Origin of the sequence: Glutamicibacter sp. Je.9.36 (genome assembly GCF_051129975.1) — a bacterium.
In the GTDB taxonomy this organism is placed as follows: Bacteria; Actinomycetota; Actinomycetes; order Actinomycetales; family Micrococcaceae; genus Glutamicibacter.
In genome coordinates this window covers 298,136-322,130 of the sequence record NZ_JBCPSN010000003.1, presented here as the reverse complement: position 1 = coordinate 322,130, position 23,995 = coordinate 298,136, and the positions used below count along the sequence as shown (strand labels likewise).

25 protein-coding genes and 1 pseudogene are annotated in these 23,995 nt (G+C 60.7%); 19 read left to right on the top strand and 7 right to left on the bottom strand.

Annotation, left to right across the window (positions count from 1 at the left end):
• The first annotated feature begins 16 nt into the window (after positions 1–16).
• Both ligA and AAZQ98_RS09875 read left to right on the top strand, forming a co-directional pair.
• Positions 17–2,293 (top strand): NAD-dependent DNA ligase LigA, encoded by a 2,277-nt coding sequence (ligA, locus tag AAZQ98_RS09880; RefSeq protein WP_434691830.1) that lies wholly within the window; start codon positions 17–19, stop codon positions 2,291–2,293.
• A gap of 14 nt (positions 2,294–2,307) precedes the next feature.
• Positions 2,308–3,096 carry an inositol monophosphatase family protein gene (locus AAZQ98_RS09875; RefSeq protein WP_400342629.1) on the top strand — a complete coding sequence of 263 codons (789 nt, stop codon included), beginning with the start codon at positions 2,308–2,310 and terminating at the stop codon, positions 3,094–3,096.
• Here AAZQ98_RS09875 and AAZQ98_RS09870 read toward each other — a convergent pair.
• Positions 3,093–3,650, bottom strand: coding sequence for a hypothetical protein (locus AAZQ98_RS09870; protein ID WP_332487793.1), 558 nt, complete (start codon positions 3,648–3,650; stop codon positions 3,093–3,095). The two genes, AAZQ98_RS09875 and AAZQ98_RS09870, sit on opposite strands and share 4 nt — an antisense overlap.
• A gap of 434 nt (positions 3,651–4,084) precedes the next feature.
• On the opposite strand from AAZQ98_RS09870, the gene AAZQ98_RS09865 reads away from it, so the two are divergent.
• Positions 4,085–4,522, top strand: a complete 438-nt coding sequence (locus AAZQ98_RS09865; protein WP_434691827.1) for a hypothetical protein — start codon at positions 4,085–4,087, stop codon at positions 4,520–4,522.
• Positions 4,523–4,531: 9 nt separating this feature from the next.
• On the opposite strand, the gene AAZQ98_RS09860 is transcribed toward AAZQ98_RS09865, so the two are convergent.
• The 3 genes from AAZQ98_RS09860 to AAZQ98_RS09850 form a co-directional block, all read right to left on the bottom strand.
• Positions 4,532–4,981 (bottom strand): SRPBCC family protein, encoded by a 450-nt coding sequence (locus AAZQ98_RS09860; RefSeq protein WP_426735226.1) that lies wholly within the window; start codon positions 4,979–4,981, stop codon positions 4,532–4,534.
• A gap of 28 nt (positions 4,982–5,009) precedes the next feature.
• A complete protein-coding gene (locus AAZQ98_RS09855) occupies positions 5,010–5,816 on the bottom strand; it encodes a glucosamine-6-phosphate deaminase (protein ID WP_434692146.1) in 807 nt (268 codons plus the stop codon).
• A 69-nt stretch (positions 5,817–5,885) separates the two neighbouring features.
• Positions 5,886–7,016: an ROK family transcriptional regulator gene (locus tag AAZQ98_RS09850; RefSeq protein ID WP_434691823.1), complete on the bottom strand. Its 1,131-nt coding sequence runs from the start codon at positions 7,014–7,016 to the stop codon at positions 5,886–5,888.
• Positions 7,017–7,209: 193 nt separating this feature from the next.
• Here AAZQ98_RS09850 and AAZQ98_RS09845 point away from each other — a divergent pair, with 193 nt between their 5' ends.
• Together AAZQ98_RS09845 and AAZQ98_RS09840 are read left to right on the top strand one after the other, a co-directional pair.
• Complete coding sequence (locus AAZQ98_RS09845; RefSeq protein WP_434691821.1) at positions 7,210–7,770, top strand: GNAT family N-acetyltransferase; 561 nt, start codon at positions 7,210–7,212, stop codon at positions 7,768–7,770.
• Between the two features lie 63 nt (positions 7,771–7,833).
• The gene (locus AAZQ98_RS09840; protein ID WP_434691818.1) at positions 7,834–9,747 is read left to right on the top strand and encodes a penicillin-binding transpeptidase domain-containing protein; all 1,914 of its coding nucleotides are present in this window, start codon (positions 7,834–7,836) and stop codon (positions 9,745–9,747) included.
• 16 nt (positions 9,748–9,763) lie between these two features.
• Here the strand turns inward: AAZQ98_RS09840 and AAZQ98_RS09835 are convergent, their stop codons facing one another.
• Positions 9,764–10,363: a GNAT family N-acetyltransferase gene (locus tag AAZQ98_RS09835; protein ID WP_434691816.1), complete on the bottom strand. Its 600-nt coding sequence runs from the start codon at positions 10,361–10,363 to the stop codon at positions 9,764–9,766.
• 85 nt (positions 10,364–10,448) lie between these two features.
• Between AAZQ98_RS09835 and AAZQ98_RS09830 the strand changes: the two genes are divergently transcribed.
• From AAZQ98_RS09830 to AAZQ98_RS09795, 8 genes and pseudogenes are all read left to right on the top strand, one after another.
• Positions 10,449–11,000: a maltokinase N-terminal cap-like domain-containing protein gene (locus AAZQ98_RS09830; RefSeq protein WP_434691813.1), complete on the top strand. Its 552-nt coding sequence runs from the start codon at positions 10,449–10,451 to the stop codon at positions 10,998–11,000.
• A gap of 84 nt (positions 11,001–11,084) precedes the next feature.
• A complete protein-coding gene (gene gatC / locus AAZQ98_RS09825) occupies positions 11,085–11,381 on the top strand; it encodes an Asp-tRNA(Asn)/Glu-tRNA(Gln) amidotransferase subunit GatC (RefSeq protein ID WP_038989805.1) in 297 nt (98 codons plus the stop codon).
• A 5-nt stretch (positions 11,382–11,386) separates the two neighbouring features.
• Entirely contained in the window at positions 11,387–12,925 is a 1,539-nt protein-coding gene (gene gatA / locus AAZQ98_RS09820; RefSeq protein ID WP_434691809.1) for an Asp-tRNA(Asn)/Glu-tRNA(Gln) amidotransferase subunit GatA, read from the top strand.
• Between the two features lie 5 nt (positions 12,926–12,930).
• The gene (gatB, locus tag AAZQ98_RS09815) at positions 12,931–14,439 is read left to right on the top strand and encodes an Asp-tRNA(Asn)/Glu-tRNA(Gln) amidotransferase subunit GatB (protein ID WP_332487779.1); all 1,509 of its coding nucleotides are present in this window, start codon (positions 12,931–12,933) and stop codon (positions 14,437–14,439) included.
• A 156-nt stretch (positions 14,440–14,595) separates the two neighbouring features.
• The gene (locus tag AAZQ98_RS09810) at positions 14,596–15,471 is read left to right on the top strand and encodes a hypothetical protein (RefSeq protein ID WP_434691806.1); all 876 of its coding nucleotides are present in this window, start codon (positions 14,596–14,598) and stop codon (positions 15,469–15,471) included.
• Between the two features lie 185 nt (positions 15,472–15,656).
• Positions 15,657–16,181 (top strand): annotated as a pseudogene (locus AAZQ98_RS09805) (Asp-tRNA(Asn)/Glu-tRNA(Gln) amidotransferase subunit GatB); the annotation flags it as partial.
• Between the two features lie 144 nt (positions 16,182–16,325).
• Positions 16,326–17,258 carry a hypothetical protein gene (locus AAZQ98_RS09800; RefSeq protein ID WP_434691803.1) on the top strand — a complete coding sequence of 311 codons (933 nt, stop codon included), beginning with the start codon at positions 16,326–16,328 and terminating at the stop codon, positions 17,256–17,258.
• Between the two features lie 63 nt (positions 17,259–17,321).
• Positions 17,322–17,864, top strand: coding sequence for a GrpB family protein (locus AAZQ98_RS09795; RefSeq protein ID WP_434691801.1), 543 nt, complete (start codon positions 17,322–17,324; stop codon positions 17,862–17,864).
• On the opposite strand, the gene AAZQ98_RS09790 is transcribed toward AAZQ98_RS09795, so the two are convergent.
• Entirely contained in the window at positions 17,818–18,765 is a 948-nt protein-coding gene (locus tag AAZQ98_RS09790; RefSeq protein WP_434691799.1) for a GlxA family transcriptional regulator, read from the bottom strand. The genes AAZQ98_RS09795 and AAZQ98_RS09790 overlap by 47 nt on opposite strands.
• Before the next feature lie 70 nt (positions 18,766–18,835).
• Between AAZQ98_RS09790 and AAZQ98_RS09785 the strand changes: the two genes are divergently transcribed.
• From AAZQ98_RS09785 to AAZQ98_RS09775, 3 genes are all read left to right on the top strand, one after another.
• A complete protein-coding gene (locus tag AAZQ98_RS09785; protein ID WP_434691796.1) occupies positions 18,836–19,411 on the top strand; it encodes a cysteine hydrolase family protein in 576 nt (191 codons plus the stop codon).
• A gap of 89 nt (positions 19,412–19,500) precedes the next feature.
• Positions 19,501–20,040: a GNAT family N-acetyltransferase gene (locus AAZQ98_RS09780; protein WP_434691793.1), complete on the top strand. Its 540-nt coding sequence runs from the start codon at positions 19,501–19,503 to the stop codon at positions 20,038–20,040.
• A gap of 119 nt (positions 20,041–20,159) precedes the next feature.
• Positions 20,160–20,333, top strand: a complete 174-nt coding sequence (locus AAZQ98_RS09775; RefSeq protein ID WP_332498405.1) for a hypothetical protein — start codon at positions 20,160–20,162, stop codon at positions 20,331–20,333.
• Positions 20,334–20,359: 26 nt separating this feature from the next.
• On the opposite strand, the gene AAZQ98_RS09770 is transcribed toward AAZQ98_RS09775, so the two are convergent.
• Positions 20,360–20,833, bottom strand: a complete 474-nt coding sequence (locus tag AAZQ98_RS09770; protein ID WP_434691790.1) for a DUF664 domain-containing protein — start codon at positions 20,831–20,833, stop codon at positions 20,360–20,362.
• Between the two features lie 63 nt (positions 20,834–20,896).
• On the opposite strand from AAZQ98_RS09770, the gene AAZQ98_RS09765 reads away from it, so the two are divergent.
• From AAZQ98_RS09765 to AAZQ98_RS09755, 3 genes are all read left to right on the top strand, one after another.
• Complete coding sequence (locus AAZQ98_RS09765; RefSeq protein WP_434691788.1) at positions 20,897–21,820, top strand: aminoglycoside phosphotransferase family protein; 924 nt, start codon at positions 20,897–20,899, stop codon at positions 21,818–21,820.
• Positions 21,821–21,962: 142 nt separating this feature from the next.
• On the top strand, positions 21,963–22,607 hold the full coding sequence (locus tag AAZQ98_RS09760) for an isochorismatase family protein (RefSeq protein WP_332727898.1): 645 nt from the start codon (positions 21,963–21,965) through the stop codon (positions 22,605–22,607).
• Between the two features lie 97 nt (positions 22,608–22,704).
• Entirely contained in the window at positions 22,705–23,979 is a 1,275-nt protein-coding gene (locus tag AAZQ98_RS09755) for a low temperature requirement protein A (RefSeq protein WP_434691785.1), read from the top strand.
• The last annotated feature ends 16 nt before the right edge of the window (positions 23,980–23,995 follow it).

Here is a 23,995-nt window from a genome sequence, read left to right as displayed (position 1 = left end):
GGGCACAATTGAATACGTGAGTGAAAAAGACGTAACACCAGTTGAGGCCACCAACGTTCCGCCAGAAGCTGACAAGTCCCGCTATGAACAGCTGGTCGAGCAGATCCGTGCCCACCGCGAGGCGTACTACCAAAACGATGCTCCTCTGGTCTCCGACGCGCAATACGATGCGTTGTTCCATGAGCTCCAGCTGCTCGAGGCAACCTATCCCATCCTGGCTGGACAGGATTCGCCCACGCAGGAAGTCGGCGGCGAAGTTTCCGCCGCCTTCGCATCGGTCACCCACGCAAGCCGCATGTACTCGCTGGAAGACGTTTTCTCACTTGATGAACTAGAAGCGTGGCTCGAACGTGCCCAGGTCAATGCCGAACGCCTGCACCCGCAAACCCCGGTCAAGTGGCTGTGCGAAGTCAAAATCGATGGCCTGGCACTGAACCTGACGTACCGCCAGGGCAAGCTGGTGCGTGCAGCTACCCGCGGCGACGGCACCACCGGTGAAGACGTTACCCACAATGCGCTGACCATCAGCGACATCCCGCAGGAGTTGTCCGGCACCGGCTGGCCCGAAGAATTCGAAGTCCGTGGCGAAGTCTTCATTGCCACCGATGACTTCAACAAGTTCAACGAAGCGTTGATTGCCCAGGGCAAGGCGCCACTGGCCAACCCGCGCAACGCGGCCGCCGGGTCCTTGCGCCAGAAGGACCCGGAACAGACTGCCAAGCGCCCGCTGCGCATGTTCGTGCACGGACTGGGCCGCAGCCGCGATTTCAACCTTGCTGAACAGTCCCAGGCTTATGAGCTGATGCGCAACTGGGGTCTTCCGGTTTCGCCCTACGGCCGCGTTGTCGGCAGCCGCCAGGAAGCCAAGGACTACATTGCCGAGCACGGCGAGAAGCGCCACGATTTGATCCATGACATCGATGGCATCGTCATCAAGGTCGATGACCTGGCCACCCAGGAACAGCTGGGCTACACCTCGCGTGTTCCACGCTGGGCTGTCGCCTACAAGTACCCGCCAGAAGAAGTGCACACCAAGCTGCTGGACATCCAGGTCCAGGTGGGGCGCACCGGCCGCGTGACGCCTTTCGGCGTGATGGAACCGGTCCTCGTCGCTGGCTCCACCGTGGCCCGCGCGACCCTGCATAACCAGGAAGTCGTCAAGGCGAAGAACGTCAAGATTGGCGACACCATTATCCTGCGCAAGGCGGGAGACGTCATCCCCGAAATTGTTGGCCCGGTGCTGCCACTGCGTGATGGCAACGATGACCTGCGTGATTTCGTCATGCCTGTCGAATGCCCATCCTGCGGGCAGCCACTGGCGCCGGCCAAGGAAGGCGATGTGGACATTCGTTGCCTCAACGCTGAATCCTGCCCGGCCCAGCTCACCGAACGCGTGGCCTACCTCGGCGGACGCAGCGCCCTTGATATCGAGGCACTGGGCTACGAAGCAGCGGCGGCCCTGACCAGCGGTCCGGGCGAGGACCCTGCCACCCAGGGCGGCATCATTCTGCCTGCTGGCCCCGGCCCGCTGAAGAATGAAGCCGAACTGTTCAACCTCAAGGACATGCTCGACGAGCTTGGCGAGGTGAAGGTATGGCGGGAAAAGCGTTCCAAGGGGGAAGGCACCGGCATTTTCGAGCTCGTCCCGTACTTCTACTCCAAGGCCACCGCCAAGAAGCCGTCAGAACCAACCAAGAGCACCATGAAGCTGCTCGATGAGCTGGAAAAAGCCAAGGGCAACCCGCTGTGGCGCGTGCTGGTGGCACTGTCCATCCGCCACGTTGGCCCGAACGCTTCGCGGGCCATTGCCACCCGCTACGGCTCCATGGATGCCCTGCTCGAGGTCCTTGACTCGGGCAACGCCGAGGCTGAACTGAGCGAAATCGATTCCGTCGGATCAATCATTGCCGAAGCGCTGGTGGACTGGTTCAAGGTGGATTGGCACCGTGAAATTGTCTCCTCTTGGCAGGCCGCTGGGGTGAAGATGGAAGACGAGCAAGATGCGAACATCACCAAGAACCTCGAAGGTTTGGCCATCGTGGTGACCGGTACCTTGGAACACTATTCCCGCGATACCGCCAAGGAAGCGATCATTGTCCGTGGCGGCAAGGCCACCGGCAGCGTTTCGAAGAAGACTGACTTCCTGGTGGCCGGCGAAGCCGCAGGGTCAAAACTGGACAAGGCCCAGTCCCTGGGTGTTCCGGTACTGGACGAAACCGGATTCGGCGTCCTGCTTGAGCAGGGCCCAGACGCAGCGCGCGAGGTAGCCCTCGCCGCACCAACGGAAGGCTAGAAATGGACCGCTCAGTGACTCATGATCCGCTGGTAATGGTTGCCCGCCGGGCCGCCGCCGCCGGCGCTGAAGTACTCAGCCGCCGCGATGAATCGCAGTTCAACCTCACCGACAAATCGGCGGCCGGGGACTGGGTGACCGACTTCGACCGTGCCGCCGAAGAAGCAATTCGCGCGGCCATCCTGACCTCCCGGCCCAACGACGAACTGACCGGCGAGGAATATCCAAGTGCCAAGCCTGCGAACCCGAGCGGCTTGCGCTGGAGCATTGATCCGCTGGATGGCACCACGAACTTCGTGCGCAACATCGCCTATTACTGCTCCTCGGTGGGCGTCTGCCAACGCAATGAGGATGGCAGCGAGACCTGGGTAGCCGCGGCCATCGTCGCCCCTGCATTGCAGGTGGAATACTTCGCCGGAAAGGGATTGGGTGCATGGAAGCTTGATCTGCGATCCGGGAAGCTCACACAGCTCACCGGGCCGGCCGAATCCGAGACCAGGATCCTGGCAACTGGCTTCGGCTATGATTCCCAGCGCCGCCAGTTCCAGGCCCAAGTGCTCGGGCAGATGCTCCAGGACTACGTGAATGTGCGCCGACTCGGCTCGGCCGCGCTGGACCTGTGCCTGGTGGCTGAGGGGTCTTTGGACGCCTACGCCGAATATGGCACCCAGGAGTATGACTGGGCCGCCGGCGCGCTGATTGCAGAGGAAGCCGGATGCCAGGTAGGCCGGCCCAGCAGCAACCCGGGCTGGCAGTACGCCGGACTGGTGGATCCGGCCAAGCTCGCGGAGCCTAGCGCCTAGGGAAGCAAAGCTGCTATCCACTGATGCGCGTAATGGATGGCGATGCCCACAGCTACACCGCCGCACACCTGTGTGGCGGTGTGCTGGTAGCTGCGGATGCGGGCCCAGGAAAGCACCGCAAGGAAGAACACCACTAGCGGCATCAGCTCGGCCTGCTGTCCCGCCACCTGCAAAACAACGTAGGTGCCCACAGCCAGGTGCACCGAGACCTTCCACCACAAATTGATCACGGCAACAAGCGCCAATCCAAGCAGGATGCTGAGCACTTCGAGGAAGATCCCGGAACCGGCATCCATGACCCGCAGCACGAGCAGGCCGCACAGGATCAATCCTGCGGTATAGGCATAGATCCCATGCCGCTGACGTCTGACGGTCACGTGCATATCGGTGACCTTGCCGCGCAGTTTCGCCCCGGCCAGGATCAGCCACGGAATAATCGTGGTGAACAGGGCGGCAACAATCGACTCGGTCCAGCGCACTGAGGAATCCCGCCATGGCGTTGCCAGCAGCAACACGGTGGCCAGGATAATGGGGGAGAGCACGTGCGAAACCACTAAGGCGATTTTTCGCACCGCAAGAGGTGAGCTGGCTGTCGAGGTCTGCTGCATCGGGGTCATTGGCCTTGATAGGGGTAGCGGTTTACTGCCGTCGTGGCGGCTAATCCACTGTACACGTGGAGCCGTCAATAATTCCCCTTGCAGGCCGACGGCGATGAGCCCTCGGATCCAACTTCCAATCCGCACTGCGCCTGGTGCCGCGCGCCGGAAGAGGTTGAATTTGCGGAGCCTGGAAACCAAGTTTTCCAACCGGGTAGTCAACGACTGCGTGAACCGGGACTTCTGCAGGGGCATTGGCTGGCTTCGGCAGCGGGTCCAAAGGCGGCAACCGGCATCTTCCTTTGCTGGCCAAGCATGTATAGGCTCAACTGGACGACAAGGATACAAGCCACTGGGATGGGGCCGGCATGCTCAGGATCTCGACGCTCATCATGAGAGCCAGCATGATTTCAGCCGTGCTCATTGCCGTGTCCACTGCTGGAATCCTGTTCGCCGTAGCCAACCCGAAAAGCGTGGCAGATAGGTATTGCGATGCTGAAGGCCCGCAGCTGACCTATGCAGAGGGCGCGCAGGAAACGACAGTCATTGTGGCCGCCTCCGCCCCTGCCTGCCACCTGGACTTGCCGGCGGGAACCGTGTACTCCGTCATCTTGGAGCGGGGCGAAGCCATATCGGATCAAGGCCCGGATCTGAAGATCCCGGTTAACGCCGACGGTTCGTTCAGCCACGTGCTTCCGGTGGATGCCAGTGAATTGCCCAGCCCGATGACCGTCATAGTCCAGGCGCAGCCGCAGACCCGAGAATGCGGGGAATCCTACTCCTGCGCGGTGCGCCAGTGGGCTGTGGTCATCGAGCCACAGGACCGCTAGCGAGCAGGATTAGCCTTGCGCGTTGACTAGGTAGTCGTTGCGGATCCGGATGAGCTTGGGCAGGTACCAGCCAAGCACGAGCCGCTCGGCTAGCCAGCCCAAGGGACCCAATGGAGCGCTGAAGCGGATCTTGTCCACCATCAACGTCCCTTGATCCGATTCGTAGAATTCATGGACGTGGTGGAAGGACTTGAAAGGTCCTCGCTCCTGCTGGTCGGTGAACGTGTGCGGGGCATCCAGGTCGGAAATCCTCGAGGTCATCCGGAAGGGGATGCCGAAATGCTTGGCACGCCAGGTGACCTGCTCGCCTAATCCGATAGTGCCGCTGGTAACCCCAGCCACGGCCTTTTCCTGCGAATCGGCCATTGAACCGGCGTGCGCGTCGATGCTGAGCGATTTCTCGAAGAGCTCGGCACGAGAAGCACCGCAAAGCGTAACGCATTCAAAGTAGACGGCCATGGCTTCAGTATGCCATTGGCTGGGCGGTCTAGCTGACCACGAGGTCTACGACGGTCAGTTCCTCAGCCGCGTCATCGTAGTATTCACGCAGCTTCAGCCCCTTGGCTGCCGCTTCATCAACTACTACCACGGCATCCTGGTGCAGCTGCAGGACGGATGCCGGGCAGGAAGCTGACAGCGGCCCTTCGACGGCAGCGGCAATGGCTTGGGCCTTGCCCGCGCCTACGGCCACCAGGACCAAGCGGCCGGCGTCAAGAATTGTGCCTAGTCCCTGGGTGACGCAGTGGGTGGGAACGTGCTCGATGCCGTCGAAGAACCGGGCGTTGTCTTCACGGGTATTGGCCGCAAGGCGCTTGATGCGGGTGCGGCTTCGCAGCGCGCTGCCTGGTTCGTTGAAGCCCAGATGCCCATTGGATCCGATGCCCAGAATCTGTACGTGGATGCCACCGGCCTGGGCGATGGAGACATCGTACGCCCGGGCCGCCGTCTCGATGGCTTCCACGGATGCGGCCATGCCCTGCGGTACATGCAGGCAGCGGGCAGGCAAGCCGATGACATTGCAGACCTCGTTGATCAGCGTCTGGCGGTAGGACTGTTCGTGGGTGTCCGGGATCCCGATGTACTCATCCAAGGCGAAACCCTGGGTATCGGTGAAGTCGGCACGGCCTTCCTGGACCGCACGGGAAAGTTCACGGTACAGGCCCAACGGAGACGAACCTGTGGCAAGCCCCAAATTCGAGGGGGCTCCAGCGCTGTGATGGGCCAGGCCGGCCAACACGTTGTCGGCAGCGATGCGTGCAACTTCTTCAGGGGATGAACCAATGAGCACTCGCATGGTGGGCACTCTCCGATCTTGGCAGTGATGATTAGTGGAATACAGGTATGGAGAAACCGGGCGGTCCCGCTAGGTGATCCCCAGTTCATGGAATAGCACGTTGACCGCGCAACCTCGGAGCACCAGATGCTCTGGATCTTCGCTCAGTGAAAGCCGGAAGTTCTCGGCGCGTGCAGTATGCGAGCGCAGGGCCAGTGCTTCGCGTAGCGCTTGCGCGAGAGGCTGATCCACGACTTCCGGGGTCCCGGTGAAAATGACATCGCGAATGTCGAGTACCGAAAGCAGCGGGGCAAGTGCGCCAGCAAGATACGCGGCGATCCGCTGGTCCAGCTGTTCCTTTGGTTCCCCTTCGGCCAGGGACTTCCAGATTGCAGGAACGGAAGCATAGGCTTCCAGGCAGCCGATTTGCCCGCAGCTGCATAGGGCAGTGTCCTGCGCACGCTGGCGGACATGGCCCAGCTCGCCGGCGGCGAAATCGGAGCCGCGCACCAGGGTGTTGTGGGTGATGACGCCGCAGCCCACACCCCGCCCCAGGCGCAGCAAGATCATGTGGTCGCTGCCTTGGCCGAAAGTGTGCTCGGAAAGGATGGCGCAGTCGGCGTCATTGAGGACATGAGCGGCCAGGCCGGTAGCCTGCTCGACCGCAGATCGCAGGTCGTAGTCGCGCCAACCGAACTTTTCGGCTGCGACGACAATTCCCCGATCGGTCACTACACCGGGCGAGCCAATGCCCACGCCCAGAACCGGCGCGTCGCATTCGGCTAGTGCGGTGTCGAGCAGCTCCAGGAGCTGGACCGTCGCGGCCTCACCGGTTGCTTCACGTGCCTGGGCAGAAAAACTCTTGAGGATGGCGCCATCCAGATCCATGATGGCCGCCCGGAACGGGACAACGCCGGATAAGTCCACGCCGATGATCCTGAGCCCCGGGCGATTCAAATCGACCAGGGTGGAGGGCTTGCCGGGGCGTTTTTGCTCTTGCTGCCCGGTCTCAATGACGTGCGAGCGGTTGATCAATTCCGCGACCAGTTCCGAGACAGTGACACGTGTCAGGCCGGTAGCGCGTGCCAGATCGGCACGGCTCAAAGCGCCTTGGTCCGAAAGTGTTTGCAGGATCAGAGAGAGGTTGTGCTCCCTCCCATGGGACGGCAAAATAGCGCTGCCGTGCGACAGCACATTCCAGTCCTTGCGTGGGGAAGTCACAGGGTTAGTTAACTCCATTAACAAACTTGCGGGCAAGTTTTTCTCCCAGTTATTCGCAAGGCACTAATTCCCACCGCGAATCACTGCAGATCAGAGAAGAATTGCTCCGCAAAAATTTCAGCCAGAGCATCATTTGCCTTGGATTCGGTGACGCGCAGAAAACCACCTGAGCTCGTGGCACACTTGGAGCATCATGACTGACGCGCAAACTTTTTCAACCAGCATTGGCGACTCGTCGATTGAACTGGCCGCTCCCGAGCACTACCAGCGTGTGGGGGAGCTGACCGCAGAGTCCTATTTTGCCGCTGGGCATTTCGACAGCCCGGATAACGAGTACCTGGACTTCGTGCGCAAGGTGGCCGAGCGTGCAGCCCAGACCGAAATCTACGTGGTGCGCCGGGAAGAAGAGATCATCGGTTCCATGACCTTGATCCGGGCGGGCAGCGACTATGCGGACATTGCCAGAGCGGACGAGCTGGAAATCCGCATGCTCAGCGTTGATCCGGCCGCGCAGCGCAGGGGTGTTGGCCGGAGCATGGTGCAGGCCGCCATCGAGCGCGCCCGGCTCATTCCCGGAATCAGTGCCGTCTCCCTGACTACCGGCAGCAGCTGGGATTCTGCCCGGGGGCTGTATGAATCCCTCGGATTCGTCCACTATCCCGAACGCGATTGGGTTGTGCCGAACACCGATATCGAATTGGTTGTCTACGCCTATAGCCTGCAGCCAAGATGGATTCAGCCTGGATCCAGGTGAACCGCCCATGACTTCGGCGGACACACGTTGTGGTCTGTCCGAGCGCGTGAATAGAATGGCGCCATGAGTGCTATTCGCCGAAGTGTTGCCGCCCTGTCCGTTGCGTCCCTGGCCATGGCCGCACTAAATGCCTGCAGCGCAGGCGCCCCAGACCCGGCACCTTCGGCCGATGCGCTGGTATCCGCCATGAATAGCGGCGATTTCGGCTCAGTGCAATTCGCTGGGACCAGCCCGGAAGATGCAGCGAAAGCCCAGGAAACTGCCTTTGGCACCATGGGCGAAATCAAGCACACGAGCACCGTTCGTTCGGTGGCCGAAAACGAAGAAGAGCAAGATGGGGTCAAGACAGCTACCGCGAGCATCACCACTGTATGGGATATCGACAAGTCGGACAAGGATCTGAGCTACGACACCCAGGCTGTGTGGGAATTCGACAAGGAATCCGATTCCTGGAAACTGCGCTTTGACCCGTCAATTCTTGCCCCTGAGTTCGAAACCGGCGACTACCTCAAAGCGGCCTTCGATCCTGCAGCACGAGGCAGCATCACCGATGCAGAAGGCGAAAGCATTGTCTCCAATCGGCCGGTGATTCGTGTTGGCATGGATAAGACCCACACCGGAAAAGAAAACTGGGAAAGCTCGGCGAAGAAACTGGCCAAGCTCGTGGACATCGATGAACAGGCCTATGCGCAACGAGTGATGGCCGCTGGCGACAAAGCCTGGGTGGAAGCTATTGTCCTGCGCGACGACGCAACGCGGGAAGTCACCGACGAGGAAATCAGGGGTATTCCGGGTGCCGGCTTCCACAACGACGAGCTGCCCTTGGCACCCACTCGCTCCTTCGCCCGCCCGCTGCTAGGCAGCGTTGGCAAGGCCACCGCCGAGAATATCGAGAAGTCCGAAGGCAAGGTCAAGGCCGGTGACCAGGTAGGCCAATCAGGATTGCAAGCCGCCTACAATGACACCCTCGCGGGAACTGCCGGAGTCTCGGTATCGCAGTACAACGCTGAAGATGAAGCGGTAGCGGAACTGATCACCGCAGCCCCGGTAGCAGGCAAGGACCTGAAGACCACTTTGGACACCGGACTGCAGGAAACCGCGGATGAGCTGCTGGCCGAAGCCGATTCGAACTCTGCCATCGTGGTCATTCGGCCTTCTGACGGCAGCGTCCTCGCGGCCTCCTCGGGCCCGGTTTCTTCCGGGCTGAACACCTCCTTGCAAGCTTCCTATGCACCGGGTTCTTCCTTCAAGGTCGTGAGCGCCTTGGCGATGCTGCGTGACGGAGCAACACCGGGCACCGAGGTCAAGTGCCCGGCAACCACGGTGGTGGATGGCAAGAGCTTCAAGAACTATGACGGCTATCCTGCTGCCGCCGTAGGCACCATCCCGCTATCCGAAGCAATCGCCCAGTCCTGCAACACGGTCTTCGTGAATCAGGGAACGGAAATTGGCGGCAAGAACCTGGCTGACGCCGCGGCTGCTCTCGGCTTGCTGGCAGAGGACGGAACCGGTGCCGGCGCAGTGTTCGGTTCGGTGCCCGAAGATTCTGAAGGCACCACCCAGGCCGCGAACATGATTGGCCAGGGCGTGGTGGAAGCATCGCCACTGGGCATGGCCACCGTGATGGCATCGATCCAGGCGAAGTCCACGGTGCAGCCCAAACTGATCCTGGCGCCAGAACCCCAGGCACCTGCCAAGCCGGCTTCCACGCTGAGCGAAGAGGAAGCAGGGCAGCTGTCCACCATGATGGCCGAGGTCGTGGACCACGGAACCCTGGAGGATCTGAAGGCAGTAGGCAACGGAAAGATCATCGGCAAGAGCGGCACCGCCGAATACGACGGCGAAAAGAACGCGCATGCCTGGGCCATCGCCGCCCAAGGCGATCTGGCGGTTGCCGCGTTCGTCGAGGATGGAGACGGCGGAGCCCAGACGGCGGGACCGCTGGTGAAGTCCATGCTGGAGGAAGCGGCCAAATAGTACCGCGGGGTGCTGCTCAGCCCCGCTGGGCGAAGTATTCGCCGGCGAGCAGGCTCAGCTGCACCTGGTCGTGGAATACGCCATTGTGGAAGTACACCTCGCGTTGGCGCCCCTCCTGGGTATACCCGGCTTTCTCATAAGCCCGGATGGCCCGCTGGTTGAAGGCGGCAACGCACAGGCTAATCCGGTGCAGTCCCAACTCGCGGAAACCATAGCCGGACATCAACGCGGTGGCGCGGGTGCCGAAACCCTGGCCGACGAAGTCCGGGCCGATCATCACGGCCATTTCAGCGGCGCGATGCGGCAACTGGCCGCCATGCAGCGTGATGTGCCCGATGAAGGTTCCGCTGCCGCGCTCGAAGATGCTGAAGCCGGCATCGCCGGAAGAGGGCTTGTTCTCGCTCCACTGTGCGAACATTTCCACGAGCGGAGTCCCGGGACGCGGTTTGATGGTTCGTTGCTGGAGCACCGCCCAGGCCGGGTCGTTCCACCACCCGGCCATGACCGAGAAGTCCTCGTGCTCGGACTCGCGCAGTTCAATGGCGGCATCCCGCAGCAGGTTCTGCCCGTACTGCTGCGCCTGCTGAACTTCATCCCACGGCTCCTGTGTGTGCATGAAACCATCGTAGGAGCTATCAGCTGGCCAAAGAACCGTTGCGCCAACACTTGTGCCTAATACCAGCAATTGACAGACTAAGCTCATGGGAATCGTCTACAACACCACTATGTCTCCAACCAAGACCGAGTTGGTGGCAGCCTGGCTGGCCAAGCAGGAGTTCTACACCGGCCAGGGCGCGCCGAAACTTGAAGGTGTTGGCGGATTCCGCCTGGAAGACCCGCGGGGTGAAGTCGGTATCGAGTTGAGCTTCTACGCAGACCACAGCGATACCTCTGACGTGATTTACCACGTTCCGCTGACCTATCGGGATGCCCCGGTTGACGGCGCGGAACGCTACCTCCTGGGAACGAGCGAGCACGCGATTCTGGGCACCCGCTTTGTCTATGACGCCGCCGGCGACCCCATTTTCATCGCCCAGGCACGTGAACTGCTGGCCGGGAACGCCACGCCGCAGCACCGGTCCGAGTCCTTTACCGCGGATCCGCGGATCCTGGTCTGCGGCGAGACTCGGGGCAAAGACGCGGTGATCATCCGCAAACCGGTAGCCGGCGATCCCGCCGAAGCCGGTGTTATCGGGATCTGGGAGAACGCCCTCGGCCAGGACCTGAGCGGTTTGGTATTGCGCACAGCATAACTAATGCCCCGCATATAGGCATTGGGGCAGGCGCGTAAGGGATAGACTTGTCTATGAAACCCAACCGCCATTCTAGGGAGATACATGTCTGCCATCAGCCGTGAGGACGTTGTGCATCTGGCACACCTTGCCCACATCGAGATGAGCGACGCAGAGCTGGACAAAATGACCGGTGAACTCGACGCTATCGTCGGTGCCATCGCGTCCGTCAGCGAAGTCGCCGCCTCCGACGTCCCAGCCACCAGCCACCCGATCCCGCTGACCAACGTGTTGCGCGAAGATACGGTGGGGCAGACGCTGAGCATTGAAGAAGTTCTGCTCAACGCGCCTGATTCGGACTCGGACCGCTTCAAGGTCCCGGCTATTCTGGATGGTGAATAATCCAAGTGAATGAACTGATTAAGCTTTCTGCCACCGAGCTGGCCGCCAAGCTGCGCGCCGGTGAGGCCACCTCCGTTCAAGCAGTCCAGGCCCATCTGGACCGCATCGCCGAGGTTGACGGCGCACTGAATGCCTTCCTGCACGTGAACGCCGAAGAAGCGCTCGCCGTCGCAGCCGAAGTTGACGCCATCCGTGCCGCCGGCGGCGCGCAGGCCGAAGCCCTGCACCCGCTGGCCGGCGTGCCCATCGCGATCAAGGACCTGATCGTCACCAAGGGCCAGCCGACCACCGCGGCATCGAAGATGCTCGAAGACTGGATGAGCCCCTACGACGCGACCGTGATCGAGAAGATCCGCGCTGCCAAGCTGCCGATGCTGGGCAAGACCAACCTGGATGAATTCGCCATGGGTTCCTCCACCGAGCACTCCGCCTACGGCGTGACCCGCAACCCGTGGAACCTGAACCGCATTCCGGGCGGGTCCGGCGGCGGCTCGGCCGCAGCAGTGGCCTCCTTCGAAGCTCCGCTGGCACTGGGCACCGACACCGGCGGCTCCATCCGCCAGCCAGGCGCCGTCACCGGTACCGTCGGCGTGAAGCCGACCTACGGTGCCGTCTCGCGCTACGGCGCGATCGCCATGGCTTCCTCGCTGGACCAGATCGGCCCGGTCTCCCGTACCGTGCTGGACTCGGCCTACCTGCAGGAACTGATCGGCGGGCACGATCCCAAGGATTCCACCTCGCTGCCCAACCCGCTCGAAGGCCTGGTTGCCGCCGCTGAATCCGGCGCCACCGGGGATATCAAGGGCCTGCGCATTGGCGTCATCAAGGAACTGACCGGCGAGGGCTACCAGGAGGGTGTCCAGGCACGCTTCAACGAGTCGCTGGAACTGCTCAAGGCCGCCGGTGCAGAAATCGTCGAGGTTTCCTGCCCGAACTTCAAGTACGCGCTGGGCGCCTACTACCTGATCATGCCGTCGGAAGTTTCCTCCAACCTGGCCAAGTTCGATGGTGTGCGCTACGGCCACCGCGTGCTTCCGGAAGAGGGCCCGATGACCATCGAGCGCGTCATGGGCTCCACCCGTGCCGCCGGCTTCGGCGACGAGGTCAAGCGCCGCATCATCCTGGGCACCTACGCCCTGTCCGCAGGCTACTACGACGCCTACTACGGCTCGGCGCAGAAGGTCCGCACGCTGATCCAGCGCGACTTCGACGCCGCTTTCGAGCAGGCCGACGTGCTGGTTTCCCCCACCGCGCCGACCGTCGCCTTCGAGCTGGGCGCGAACGACAACGACCCGCTGGCCATGTACCTCAACGACGTGGCCACCATCCCGGCCAACCTCGCTGGCATTCCGGGCATCACCGTCCCGGGCGGCCTGTCCGAGAACCTGCCGGTAGGCATCCAGTTCCTGGCCCCGGCCTACGAGGATGCCCGCTTGTACCGTGCCGGCGCAGCACTGGAAACCCTGCTCGAGAAGCAGTGGGGCCACTCGCTGATCTCGCAGGCACCAGCCATTGACACCGCTTCGATCGCGCAGGAGGCCTAGGCACCATGAGCAACTACACCGATGAACTGGTCGACTTCGATACGGCACTGGATCGCTACGACCCGGTCCTGGGCTTCGAGGTCCACGTTGAGCTGAACACCAAGACCAAGATGTTCTCCGACGCGCCGAACGCTTTTGGCGATGCCCCGAACACCAACGTCACCCCGGTAGACCTGGGCCTGCCCGGCGTGCTGCCGGTGGTCAACAAGACCGCCGTGGAGTACTCCATCCTGATCGGCCTGGCCTTGAACTGCCAGATCGCGCAGAAGTGCGGCTTCGCCCGCAAGAACTACTTCTACCCGGATACCCCGAAGAACTTCCAGACCTCCCAGTACGATGATCCGATTGCCTTCGACGGCTACCTGGACATCGAGCTGGAAGACGGCGAAGTCTTCCGCGTCGAGATCGAACGCGCCCACATGGAAGAAGATGCCGGCAAGCTGACCCACATGGGTGGCGCTGCCGGACGCATCCAGGGTGCGGACTACTCGCTGGTTGACTACAACCGCGCTGGCGTTCCGCTGGTGGAGATCGTGACCAAGCCAATCGTAGGCGCCGGCAAGCGCGCTCCCGAGCTGGCCAAGGCCTACGTGGCCGCCGTGCGCGAAATCGTGAAGAACCTGGGCGTTTCGGATGCCAAGATGGAACGCGGCAACGTGCGTTGCGATGCCAACGTCTCGCTGATGCCCAAGGGCGCCCAGAAGTTCGGCACCCGTACCGAAACCAAGAACGTGAACTCCCTGCGCGCGGTGGAGCATGCCGTGCACTTCGAGATCGAGCGCCACGCAGCGGTGCTGGATTCCGGGGCGAAGATCGTCCAGGAAACCCGTCACTGGCATGAAGACACCCGTTCGACCACCTCGGGCCGCCCGAAGTCGGATGCCGATGACTACCGCTACTTCCCGGAACCGGATCTGGTGCCTATCGTCACCACCGCCGAATGGGTCGAAGAGCTGCGCGGCCGCCTGCCGGAACCGCCAGCCGAGCGCCGCAAGCGCCTGAAGGCCGAGTGGGGCTACGCGGACAAGGAATTCCGCGACGTGGTCAACGCCGGTGTGCTCGACGAGATCGAGCAGACCATTGCCGCTGGCGCCAGCGCCGCTGTGGCCCGCAAGTGGTGGATGGGCGAGATCGCCCGTCTGGCCAAGGCCGCGGACAAGGACATCGCCGATCTGGGCGTGAGCGCTGCGACCATCGTTGAGCTGAACTCGCTGATCGAGGCGAAGAAGATCAACGACAAGATCGCCCGCCAGGTGCTGGAATTCGCCATCGCCGGCGAAGGCACCCCAAGCGAAATCGTCGAGAAGCGCAGCTTGGCTGTGGTGAATGACGATGATGCCTTGGGCAAGGCCGTGGATGATGCCATGGCTGCCATGCCTGATGTGGTCGAGAAGATCAAGGGCGGCAAGATGCAGGCCATCGGTGCGCTGATGGGCCCTGTCATGAAGGCCACCCGCGGACAGGCCGACGCCGGCCGCGTGCGCGAAATCGTGATGGAGAAGCTGGGACTCTAGCGATTTCTGCAGATGTAGACCTATGGCCCACTTGCTCTTCTAAGAGCTTGAGGGCCATAGGTATATTAACACTTTGAATCATTTTTGATTTGATCGTTGTCAATGAAGTTCCTGTTGTAATGCTCAGCATGAAAATTGAATGAATAGGGTGGATCGATGCCGGACTGGATGAACTCCGCGTTTGAAATTTTTCAATTACTGATAAATGCTGGGGCTCTTATCGTGGGCGCGTTTATCTGGAAGTTATACATAGCTAGCTTGAAATCGAGTATTGACTCCAAGAGTGCGGCTATCGAAAACGTCGAAAAGAGTCGAGACTATTGGAAAGAGAAAGCGCTCGATTTGGAACGACGTTCACCTGAGTTCATGGAAGCTGTTCTGGCGGACCGAATTAAAACTCGTGAGGAAGAAGTTCGGCGACTTTCAGAGGACGTCGATAGCAATAAGGAAATTTTGAGGTCTCTCGAGGAAGAAAAGCTGGTTCTAAAAAGAGATTTGGATCGAACGTCTGGCTTCCGCAGAATGTTACAGCTCAACGGTGAACTAGATTCATCGGACACTCGTACAAGCGACCCTGATGAAAGTATTGAAGTTAGTCTTTTAGGATTAGTGGCCGTAGACAGCGGACAACTCATGGTTACGGATCCGTGTTACGTCGATACCGAGTGGTTGGATGAGCAATTTGTCGACATTCGCAAGTATGTTGATCCGAAAACAGGCGATACTTGGCAGTTTGGCGTCGATTTCAGAACTTACCAAGATGTACTGCCATCCTTAGGAAGATCTGTCAGTGATCTGCTTGAAGCAGGCTTGCTGATCGAAGCCGAACGGCAGGTACCAGCATCCTTTGATTATTCCTACGACGGAGCTTGTCAAGCGACACTTAACGAAGGTCATGGCGAACTTACTTTTGGCAAGGGGCATGCAGGAGCAGCTGTTGCATTCGAAACTGCGTTTGGCGACGGGATGTACCCTGTGTACGGCGAAAGGCATGATGGCCGGATGACTAGAGTTTATGTCAACGTCGGGTAGACACAAATGCGCATTTGGCCATTGTATTTTTACAGAAATTCTAAAAGTCGGGAGTCTGTCTTTAGTCGACCCTACTCCTCCAGTGAAATCGACCTGCCGGTGGCCTATTTATTTCGCGTACTCGAATTGATCTCTTTAGGATGTCTTCGTATACATCGAAAAGAAGTTTGATCCTAGTTGATCCTCGCAAGCGCCTGAAGGCCGAGTGGGGCTACGCGGACAAGGAATTCCGCGACGTGGTCAACGCCGGTGTGCTCGACGAGATCGAGCAGACCATTGCCGCTGGCGCCAGCGCCGCTGTGGCCCGCAAGTGGTGGATGGGCGAGATCGCCCGTCTGGCCAAGGCCGCGGACAAGGACATCGCCGATCTGGGCGTGAGCGCTGCGACCATCGTTGAGCTGAACTCGCTGATCGAGGCGAAGAAGATCAACGACAAGATCGCCCGCCAGGTGCTGGAATTCGCCATCGCCGGCGAAGGCACCCCAAGCGAAATCGTCGAGAAGCGCAGCTTGGCTGTGGTGAATGACGATGATGCCTTGGGCAAGGCCGTGGATGATGCCATGGCTGCCATGCCTGATGTGGTCGAGAAGATCAAGGGCGGCAAGATGCAGGCCATCGGTGCGCTGATGGGCCCTGTCATGAAGGCCACCCGCGGACAGGCCGACGCCGGCCGCGTGCGCGAAATCGTGATGGAGAAGCTGGGACTCTAGTCCCCGGACTCCAAACCCCGGCGCCAGCCTCGGACTTCCAATCGTGAAGTCCGAGGCTGGCGTTTTTTAACAAGCATTACGCGCAAGCGGTCCTGATGGCACAAGTTTTTATGATTCGTTTTTATATTCAGTTATCATCTGAACATGATCAATGCATCTCGTGGAGTAAGAATTTTCAGCACGGTGGCCGCGGTTGGGCTACTGCTCACTGGGTGCAGCGAACCGGAGCCGGACCTGGAATCCTCAACGCCAACGGCAGTTCCTTCGCCGAGCAAGGAAGAGCCTGGGATCGAATCCCTGCGAGATGCGGATCTTGGAAACGCAACCTGGATGGATCCGATGGCGCTCGATGGCAAACCCTCGAAGATCCGTCTTGAGAATTCGAAAGCCAGCGATGAATTCAACAGCTATGAGCTGGGCAAGATCGTCTATGCGGATCTGGATGGCGACGGCGTAGACGATGCCGTCGCATCGTTCATCAGCACGTCCGGCAATGCCTATTGGGAGCACTTCGTTGCCTGGGTTGCGACGGAGGAGGGGGCAGTCCAGATTCCCGGCGAGATCGCTTATTCGCATAATTGCGGATCCACCGTTGCGAGCGTGGTGCCAGCCACGCAGGGCGTCAAGGTCACTGAGTACCTGCGCAGCGATTTCCAGAATACTGCCTGCGCGGAAAAAGGCCCGCTGGAACAGGTTCGAACGGTAGGCGTAAAACAGTATTCCGGCGATGACCAGTACTACCTCGTGCGCACGGACGGTCTTGGAGGCGACGGTGGATACTGCCACCCGGAGGCAAAGGGCGACACCATTTCCGTGTCGATCCCTGTCTATTCTGCCCCGAACGCCAAGAGCGAGATGCCTTTGGAAGATCAAGAAATGATGGGCTACCTGGCCGGACCGGAAGCCATGGGGGAAGTCACCGACGACGGGCAGTGGATGCTGGGCACGGTGCTGGTCAGGGATGGGCAAGCGGAGTCGGGCATGCAGACGCGTTGCGCGTGGATGCCGACGATGAAAAACCCGCTGCATACCGACGGGGAAGCGGTGCTGGGTGAAAACGGCCAGCCGGCTGGATAGGGCGAAGTGGAACCTGCCTGGAATCGCACCTTCCGGATTCTGTCATCGAGGCATACTGGATAGATGAATAGCGAATGGTTCGATAGGCCCGATGGTGAACCTGTCCATCTTGTCGAGCATGATCCGTCGTGGGCCGACCAGGCCGCTGATTGGATGCTGCGCATCAAGACCGCCATTGGTCCCGCCGCGGCATCTGCAGAGCATATCGGGTCGACAGCAGTACCGGGCCTCATCGCCAAACCAGTTCTCGACCTCCAAATAGCTGTTCCGGATATTTCAGAAGAGTCCGCGTACCGCAGCGGCCTCGAAGCGCTGGGGCTTGTGCTGCGTCAACGGGAGGCCGGCCATCTCTTCTTTCGTCCGCCCGCGGGTGAGCTCCGAATAGTGCATGTTCACGTGTGCCAACTCGGTTCGGTCCGGGAACGCGAGCATCTGGTGTTCCGCGATCGACTGAGGGAAGACGCCAATATTGCTACCGCATATGCCGAGCTGAAACACGACTTGGCCACGAGGGTCGGGGATGACAGGATCGCTTATGCGCGAGGCAAGGCGCAATTCATCATGGACGTTGTCGACGGAAAGCCGCTGCATGGCCGGTCGGCGTGATCCCCAATCGCGACGAGAAATGCTTGCGCAGCAGATCATCAGAAGCAAAGCCAACCTGACGGGCAACGGCGCCAACCGACAGGTCGCTTTGTTCCAGTAGGCGTTGAGCCTCGCTGACTCGAAGTTCATTGAGCCATGCAATAGGTGTTGTCCCGACCGCGTCTGAGAACCACCGGTGAAAAGTCCGTGGTGACATTGCGCAGACCGCTGCTAGTTCTTGGACGTTCCAGTGCCGTTGAAGATCTTGGCTGACTGCCAGATGCAGTTGTTCAACTGACGGCGATGAATTCCCAGGGATGCTGGTATCCGCGTATTGCGCTTGGGTTCCCGGTCTGAAAACAGGGGTGACCATGGCCTTCGCGATAGTTTCTGCAGCGCTGGTTCCCCAGTCCAGACGTACTAGATGGAGCAATAGATCAACTCCTGCGGTGACTCCAGCCGAAGTCCATACTTTGTCCTCGCCACAATACAAATCCCTCGACTTGACGTTGACCTCTGGATAACGCCTTGCAAGTTCATTGGCAAAACGCCAGTGGGTCGTCGCGCTTCGCCCATCGAGCAGTCCTGCAGCGGCGAGTGTGAATGCACCGGTACACAATGAGGCGACAAGAACCCCGGCGGAAGCAGCTCGTGCAACTGCTGCAACTTCCTGCGGGTGAGGTTCTGCGAGCGGATTCTCGCTTCCCGGAACCACCATCATGTCGAGTTCCTCCACCGAAGCAAGCGAATGTGTGCGCCGTATTGAGCGAACCGGGTCAAGATCGGTGACCGTGGTTGCTGCGAGGATTCGAACTTCGGGCCGGGGGAGACCACGGTCGGTTCGGTCGTCATACACCTCGCGGGCGATTTCGATATCAAATGCTCGACGGCCCGGCCCAACTAGAATCCCCACGATGATCATGGCGCAATCTTATCGAACCATGTCATTTATGCCACTGGTTGGGTTCCTCGATCCCTGATGAAGTAGAAGCATGATGACAAGTACAAAGACCGCATTGATCGTGGTTGACATGCAGCAGGGTTTCTACGACACGTCATGGGGCCCGACAACCAACTACCCGCAATGCGAGAACAACGTTGATCGGCTTCTCTTGGAATGGTCCGAAAAGAACATGCCGATAGTGATTGTCAGGCACGATAGTCGAAATTCGGACTCACCCTTGTTCGTGGAAAGTCCCGGCAATAATCTTCACGAATCGGTGCAAGCGGTCACCCCTGATCTGTTCATAACCAAGTCAGTGAACTCATCATTTTATGGCTCCCCGGATTTGGGCCAGTGGCTGAGGTCCAAGCAGATCAAACAGATCGTGGTTTGCGGAATCCAAACCAACTTGTGTGTAGAAACCACCGCCCGGATGGGCGGAAATCTGGGATTTGACGTCATTGTGCCTCTCGATGCCACACGAACTTTTGATCTGGCAGGACCTGACGGCACGGTAATACCGGCAGCCACTTTGATGCAGGTTACGGCGACCAATCTTCACGGAGACGGCTTTGCGCTGGTGGTTTCGACGCGAGAGATTCTGGATTCATTGAAAGCGGCCTGACATGGAAGCAGATATTCGGCCGGGTGCTGTCGCCGCCGGATTCATGTTTACGCTGACTGGATCCGGCATGTCTTCTATAGGCTTGCCCCATGAATATCTCGTTCAGATCAATGGCACCGGAAGACAGCAGTGCCATCGCCGCTTTTCTATCAAGCAACAGCTTCCCATTCCATGTCCGTCGGAACTGGACAGAGCCGGAGCTGAGACGACTAGTCGATAGCGGAAGATATTGGAACAGCGAGAGCCAAGGATTCTGGATTATTGGCGAGGGAGAATGCTTGGGAATGGCAGTACTCGAAGATCTGGAAGACGACACCCCCATGCTTGACCTGCGCTTGGCGGAAAAGCACCGGGGATCAGGCCTGGGTACCCTCGTACTGAGGGAATTGACCGCCAAGGTGTTCACTGACTTCCCCGGCACCCTGCGCTTCGAAGGCCAAACCAGGGAAGACAACATCGCGATGCGCAAGACTTTTCTTCGCGCCGGATTCCTCAAGGAAGCGCATTACCGGATGGCGTGGCCCACCGGCGACGGGCGCCATCTCGCCTCGGTTGCCTACGCGATCCTGCGCCAGGATTGGGAATCCGGGACCACTACCCGCTTCGATTGGGAAGACCTGGACCTGTGAGCGGCGCGCGGTCCTGCGGCATTTGATTTGGCGCCTCTGGCAACTGCGCACTGATCCTGCTAGGGTTTCACACCAAATCAACTACCGCTGAGCGGTAGAAGGCTTCTAGGAGGGCAGTCATGGCTGCATGGCCCAGAATCGCGGCGTTGGCCATGCTGCTGGCCGCCATGGTGGCATTGATGGCATTCCAGTGGCTTCCAGCTCTCATGTTCTTGCCTGCTGCAGGAGCCTTGCTCGTTTGGGACGGCTCTGCGCGCGGACGCTCTTCAGGCCCCGGGAAAGACCATGGGTAGGTTAGCTGTGACCTGCCGGATGCCTTTCACGACGCGTCCTTGGCCAAGTGATCCCGGATGATTACCAGATGCCCCAAGTGCTGGCAGAGCTCTTCGAGCACATGCAGCAGCACGCCCTGGCAGGTGGCCATCCAGTATTCGCCCTCCCTGCCTGGCGGGGCCGCAACCGGAGCATCATGCATGGCAGTGAACGCCAGGTCGTTGGCGAACGCCTTCCTGGCATCATGCGCCAGTTGCAGGGCAGCCTCCTTGTCCATCACCACGGTGAACTCGGCGGCCCGATCGCGGGGGACCTCGATGCCGAGATTGACCGTGGAGGACCAGCGGCGCATCATCCCGCAGCAATGCAGCACCACCTGCACCGGCGAATTGCTGCCGTGAACGGGCAGGACGCTATTGGCCTGTTCCTGCGGAATGCTCGCCAAGGTTTCGGTAAGCTGGTCGAATTTCTCGAGCAGGAGCGTGGCGAGGATCTGCTCGCCGGGTGCAGGGGAGTCCATGCACCGATTCTAGAACGATTCGCGCGGCAGGGTGAGCCATGCGGGGTGCAGTAGCATTGAGCAATGACCTCTTCTGTCTCCACGGGTAAGGGAATGCCGCCAGCCGAAGTCGACATTGACGCGGAGCTGGTCAGGCACCTGCTGGCTAGCCAGGCACCGCACTGGGCGAACCAAGACATTGCCTATCTGGCTACCGGGTGGGATAACGAGGTGTACCGGCTGGGAGCTGAGCTGGTGGTGCGCCTGCCGCGCCGGAAACTAGGCGAGGCCATAGGACTCAAGGAACGGCGTTGGCTGCCGCAATTGGCCGCCGAGACCGGCCTGCCCATCGCCATGCCGGTCTTCGTTGGACGGCCCGCACCGCGATACCCCTTCACGTTCTCCATCTGCCCCTATGTCCCGGGCCGCAGCGCCGCGACGGTGGACCGCCGCAGGCGCGATGGCTACGCCGGAGAATTCGCGCAGTACCTGTACCGGCTGCACCAGCCTGCCGGAGCCGCAGCGCCCAGCAGCGAAATCCGGGGCGTGGGGCTGGCCGCACTCGATGCGAAAACCCGCGGCCAGATTGCGGCGCTGGACTCCCCGCTGCAAGGTCCGGCGCAGGTCCTCTGGTCCCAAGCATTGTCCGCCGCGCCGCATGATAAGGCACCCCTGTGGTTGCACGGTGATCCGCATCCGCACAATACGGTCATCACTGAGCAGCACGGACGCTGCCAGCTAGCGGCGCTGATCGATTTCGGGGATTTGTGTGCCGGGGACCCGGCCTCCGATCTGGGCATGCTGTGGATGCACTTCAGCGCCGAAGCCACCGCCTCGGCTTTCGAAGGCTACGGCGCCCAACCGGGCAGCGACCTGTGGCAGCGGTCCAGGGGATGGGCGCTGCGCTACGCCATGCTCACCGCAACGCTGGCCGAGGAGGATCCGCTGGGCCGCATCGGGCGCCAGACACTGCAACTGCTGCTCGCCGGCGGCCAGTACCGGAAGTGAGCAGCAACCGGCCGGCGCGGATCGGGATTCTTGGAAGTCCCCGGGGACTTGCGCCGGGCACTGGCCGGGCCCGGTTCCCGGCGATAGCCTGAAGCCACGCACGAAATTTCTTGCAACTTCATCGATCCATGAGGAGCTGGATATGCCCAAGAAAACCTCGCCGGAACCGGTTCGCGATCAGCGCGCAGACCACTTGCTCACACCGGAGAACTGCGTGCTGGCGTTGATCGACTTCCAGCCCGAGCAGTATGGCACCGTCACTTCAACCACTCGCGAGCGGATCGATCTGAATGTCGTGGCGCTGTGCCGGCTGGCTACGGAGTACGGGATTCCGGTGGTGCTCTCGACCGTGGGCGTGGACATGGGAGTCAACCAAGGCACCGCGCAGGTGATCAAGGACGAGCTGCCCGGGGTCAAGGAAATCGACCGCAGCGGAGTCAACGCCTGGGAGGATGCCGAGTTCAGGGAGGCCATCGAAAGCAGCGGCCGGCGCAAGGTGGTCATGGCCGGGTTGTGGACCGAGGTCTGCCTCGCCTTTCCCACCCTGGACATGCTTTCCGAAGGCTACGAGGTCTACCCGGTAGCCGACGCGGTGGGCGGCATATCCCAGGCGGCGCACGACTTCGCTTTCGAGCGGATGATCGCCGCCGGCGCCCAGCCGGTCACGGCCATTTCCTTCGGAGGCGAGCTCATGCGCAACTGGGCCCGCGATGATTCGGACAAATTGCGCAAGATCATGCGCTGGTACTTCCCGCTGAAGCATGAACTGGATTCGGCTGGGAAGTAGGCCCCGCGGATTTGCCGAGGCGTCAATGCGATAATTCCAGCTGGCGGTTACCTATTCTTGTGAATGTCCTCCGTTGAGTTTTCGAGAAAGCGGCACGATGTCCGCCAGCACGGGTCTTGATTTCTACCAGCACGGCCTGCGCCGCATGCGCGGACGCGATCCGCAGGAGCAGAACCGGACCGCCACCACCTTGGAACTGTTCTTCGACCTGACGTTTGTCACCGCCTTCGGAGTTGCCGGCAGCGAGCTGGCCCACGGCATCGAGGTGGGGCACTATGCGCCGGCCATCATCTCCTTTGCCATCGCGTGCTTGTCGATCATCTGGGCCTGGGCCAATTACGCGTGGCTGGCCTCGGCCTTCGACAACGACGACTGGCTGTTCCGCAGCCTGACCTTGGTGCAGATGGCTGGCGTCATCGTGCTGGCGGTCGGCATCCCGATGATGTTCGCCTCCATCGATCAGGGGGCGGTGCTTGATGCCAATGTGATGGTCGCCGGCTACATCGTCATGCGCGTGGCGCTGATCGGGCAGTGGCTGCGGGTGGCCCGGCACGATCCGCAGCACCGGATGGCAGCGCGCGGCAATGCTATCGGGGTGGGTATTGCCCAGCTGGGCTGGACCTCATTCCTCTTCCTTCCGCTCTCGCTGGTTCCGGCGTTGTGCTGCCTGGCGGTCTTCTGGATCATCGATTTCAGCGCACCGCTGATTGCGGAGCGGGTGGCCCGTTCCCATGGCGAATCGGGTATTCCCTGGCACGCCCACCATCTGGCGGAACGCTACTCGCTCATGTCGATCATTGCCCTGGGTGAATGCATCGTGGGAACCTTGGCAGCTGCCCGGACGATCTCCCAAGGGGCGAACTGGAATTTCGAGAGCATCGTGGTGGTCGCCGCGGGCGTGCTGATTTCTTTCTCGCTGTGGTGGGCGTACTTCCAGCTGCCCTCCGGGCCGGTGCTCCACCTGCGGCGGGACAAGGCCGCAGCGTGGATCTTCGGGCATATTGCGCTTTTCACCTCCATTGCCGCGATCGGCGCCGGGCTGCACACCATCGGCTACGCCTATGATCCCGAAGCCGCTACCGACCCAGTGGTGGTCATCGTGGCTCTGGCGATTCCGGTTTTCGCCTTCATGGTCATCATTACCCTGCTGCTGACCTGGTTGCTCGGTGCCCCGATGTTCACCTGGGCGCATTTGCCCACATTCCTGATGCCGCTGGCCGCGGCCGGGCTCAGCCAACTAGGCGTTCCGGTGTGGGCCTGCTTGCTGGTGCTGCTGTGCTCGCCACTGACCGTGATCATCGTCTACGAGCTGGGGTACTGGCGCAAGCTGGCAGTATCCCTGGACAGGGTCCTGGATCAGCCGTCGGGCTAGCGGTACTCGATCAGCC